Source organism: Nocardioides sp. (genome assembly GCF_034670285.1).
GTDB lineage: Bacteria > Actinomycetota > Actinomycetes > Propionibacteriales > Nocardioidaceae > Nocardioides.
Genome location: NZ_JAXMNS010000407.1, coordinates 1 through 3,275, shown reverse-complemented (window position 1 = coordinate 3,275; position 3,275 = coordinate 1). Strand labels below are relative to the sequence as shown.

At 69.6% G+C, this 3,275-nt stretch carries 3 protein-coding genes; 2 read left to right on the top strand and 1 reads right to left on the bottom strand.

The genetic code is table 11. From position 1 onward, the window contains the following. On the top strand, positions 1-1,714 hold a 1,714-nt coding region (locus VOI19_RS16715), incomplete at its 5' end, for a DNA-binding protein (RefSeq protein WP_323794091.1). Between the two features lie 13 nt (positions 1,715-1,727). Beyond that, complete coding sequence (locus VOI19_RS16710; RefSeq protein ID WP_323794090.1) at positions 1,728-2,828, top strand: class I SAM-dependent RNA methyltransferase; 1,101 nt, start codon at positions 1,728-1,730, stop codon at positions 2,826-2,828. Here VOI19_RS16710 and VOI19_RS16705 read toward each other — a convergent pair. Further along, positions 2,818-3,275, bottom strand: a 458-nt coding sequence (locus VOI19_RS16705) for an HNH endonuclease signature motif containing protein (protein ID WP_323794089.1), incomplete at its 5' end; no start/stop codon positions are given. The genes VOI19_RS16710 and VOI19_RS16705 overlap by 11 nt on opposite strands.

Below are 3,275 nucleotides of genomic sequence, written 5' to 3'. Positions count from 1 at the left end.
CTGGTCGGTGATCGAAGCCCAGGACCTCGGTTCGCCGGCAACCGTCATCGAGGCCGCCGTCGCGGCGCGCAGCCTGTCCTCGCAGAAGGAGCAGCGGGTCGCCGACGAGGCGCTGTTCGGCTCGGCCATGGTGGTGCTGCTGACGGCGATGAACCTGCGCGGCATCCGGGAGTCGGGCACGTTCTTCGCCGTCCCGACCTACCTGTTCATGGTGGCGATCCTCGGGATGTGCGCCTACGGGTTCCTGCAGCTCGTCACCGGCAACCTCCCGGACGTCGAGAGTGCCGACCTGATCATCGCCCCGGCGCCCGAGTACGAGGGTGCGGTCACGACGATCGGCCTGCTCTTCCTGCTGGCGCGCGCCTTCTCGTCCGGCTGTGCTGCCCTGACCGGGGTCGAGGCGATCTCCAACGGCGTGCCCGCCTTCCAGCGGCCCAAGAGCGCCAACGCAGCGACCACGTTGGCCCTCCTCGGGCTGATCGCCATCACGATGATGATCAGCATCATCGTGCTGGCCAAGGAGATGGGTCTGCGCTACGTCGACCCGCACGAGTACGACCGGCTCAGCTTTCCTGACGGATCGCCGGTGCCGGCCGACTACGACCAGCACGCCGTCATCGCCCAGATCGCCAAGGCGATCTTCTTCGACTTCAGCCCGGGGTTCTACTTCACCGTCACCGTCACCGGCGTGATCCTGGTGCTGGCCGCCAACACCGCCTTCAACGGCTTCCCGGTGCTCGGCTCGATCCTGGCCAAGGACGGCCTCGCGCCCCGGGCGCTCGGCTCGCGCGGTGACCGGCTGGCCTACTCCAACGGCATCCTGTTCTTGGCCGTCATGGCGATCGTGCTGATCGTGATCTTCGACGCCGAGGTCACCAAGCTGATCCAGCTCTACATCGTGGGAGTCTTCGTCTCCTTCAACCTCAGCCAGCTCGGGATGATCAAGCACTGGACCCGTGAGCTGAAGACCGAGCGTGACCCGGACAAGCGTGGTCGCATGTATCGCTCCCGGGTCATCAACGCGATCGGACTGAGCTTCACCTCGGTCGTGCTGGTGATCGTGCTCGTCACCAAGTTCCTCGCCGGTGCCTGGATCACGATCCTGGCGATGATCTTCTTCTTCGCCGTCATGCGCGGCATCAAGGGCCACTACGACAAGGTGCAGCTCGAGCTCGCGGCCGACGAGGAGGACAAGGTGATGCCCACCCGCGTGCACGCGGTCGTGCTGGTGTCGAAGATCCACAAGCCCACGCTGCGCGCGCTCGCCTTCGCGAAGGCCTCGCGGCCCAACGTGCTCGAGGGCATCTACGTCGCCACCGACCCGAAGGAGACCAACCAGCTCATCGACGCGTGGGACGAGCGCAACCTCGGGGTGCCGCTGAAGGTGCTGCACTCGCCCTACCGCGAGCTCATCCGACCGATCCTCCAGTACGTCTCCGAGATCAGGCGCAGCAACCCGCGCGGCGTGGTGGCCGTCTACATCCCCGAGTACGTCGTGGGTCGTTGGTGGGAGCAGTTGCTCCACAACCAGACCGCGTTGCGCCTCAAGGGCAGGCTGCTGTTCAGCCCGGGCGTCATGGTCATCTCGGTGCCCTACCAGCTGCGGTCCTCCGAGATCGCTCGCGAGCGCGACGAGCGTGACGACTTCCGAGTGCGCCCCGGCGACCTGCGCCGCGGTCGGGTCGACGAGCGCCGGGACAGGCGAGACCGATGAACAGGCGAGACCGATGAGCAGGAGCAGGCACCGCCAGGCACGGCCGCGAGGTCGCTCCCGGGTGGGCGAGACCGTCGAGGTCGAGGTCGGCCCCGTGGCCCACGGCGGGTTCTGCGTCGCGCGTCACGAGGGCCGCGCGGTCTTCGTCCGGCACGCGCTCCCGGGCGAGCGGGTGCTGGTCCGCATCACCGAGGGCACCGACGGTGACCGCTTCTGGCGCGCCGACGCCGTGGAGATCCACGAGGCGTCGAGCGACCGCGTCGAGGCCCCGTGCCGCTTCGCCGGCCCCGATGCCTGCGGTGGCTGCGACTTCCAGCACGTCGCCCTCGAGCGCCAGCGAGCCCTGAAGGCCGACGTGGTGCGCGAGCAGCTGCACCGTCTCGCCGGGCTGGACGTCGAGGTGAGCGTCGAGGCCGTGCCCGGCGACGACCACGGCCTCCACTGGCGCACCCGTCAGCGCTACGTCGAGCTGCCCGACGGCGGGCGTGCGATGCGCAAGCACCGCTCGCACGAGCTGGTGCCGATCGATGAGTGCCTGCTCGAGGCGCCTGCCGGCCCACGGCAGGCGGTTCACGGGATCGACTTCGAGGTCGCCGAGGGTGGCTTCTGGCAGGTGCACCCGGGCGCGCCGGAGGCTCTCGTCGACGCCGTCCTCGGGGCCCTCGACCCCAAGCCGGGGGAGTCGGCCCTCGACCTCTACTCCGGCGTCGGGCTCTTCGCACGCTTCGTGCTCGAGCGGGTCGGCGAGACCGGCCGGGTCGTGGCTGTCGAGGGCGACCGCCGCGCGTCACGCCTGACGGGCACCAACGCCCCCGGCGCGGAGGCCACGTCGGGTGACGTCGCCGAGGTGCTCAAGGCGTCGTACGACACGCCGTTCGACCTCGTCGTGCTCGACCCTCCGCGTGAGGGCGCGAAGCGTGCCGTGGTGGAGCAGGTGGTCGCGCGCACGCCGCGAGCGATCGCGTACGTCGCGTGCGATCCTGCCGCGCTGGCGCGCGACGTGGCGATCTTCGCCGAGCACGGGTACGAGCTGTCCGACCTGAGGGCCTTCGACCTGTTCCCGATGACGCACCACGTGGAGTGCGTGGCGCTGCTCACCAGGCTCACGTCCTGAGCGGGTAGTCGAGGTGCTGGGTGTGGGCCTGGTGGTGGTGGAAGGGGCAGAGCAGGACCGCGTCGCGGGTGTTCGTTTCGCCACCGCGGGCCCAGGCGGTGGTGTGGTGGACGTGGCAGTAGGCGCCGGCGGTCTCGCAGACCGGGTGTTGGCAGGTCTTCTGCTCGATGATGAGCGCCAGGCGTTGGGCGGCGTTGTGGAACCGGTGCGTGCGGCCGAGGTCGAGGACGTGACCGCCCTTGTCGAGCACGGCGGGCAGGACCTTCGCCTCGCAGGCCAGGCGGATGAGTTGTCCGGGTGAGACCCCGACCCCGCCCTCGGTGCGGCCCGCCTTCTGCACACCGCCGGTGAAGGTGTCGGCGGGGGCGGTGATGACCACGGTGGCGGCCAGGCCGCCCATCGTGGGGAGCTTGTCGAGGGGGTAACGCTCGAGGTACTCGATGAACG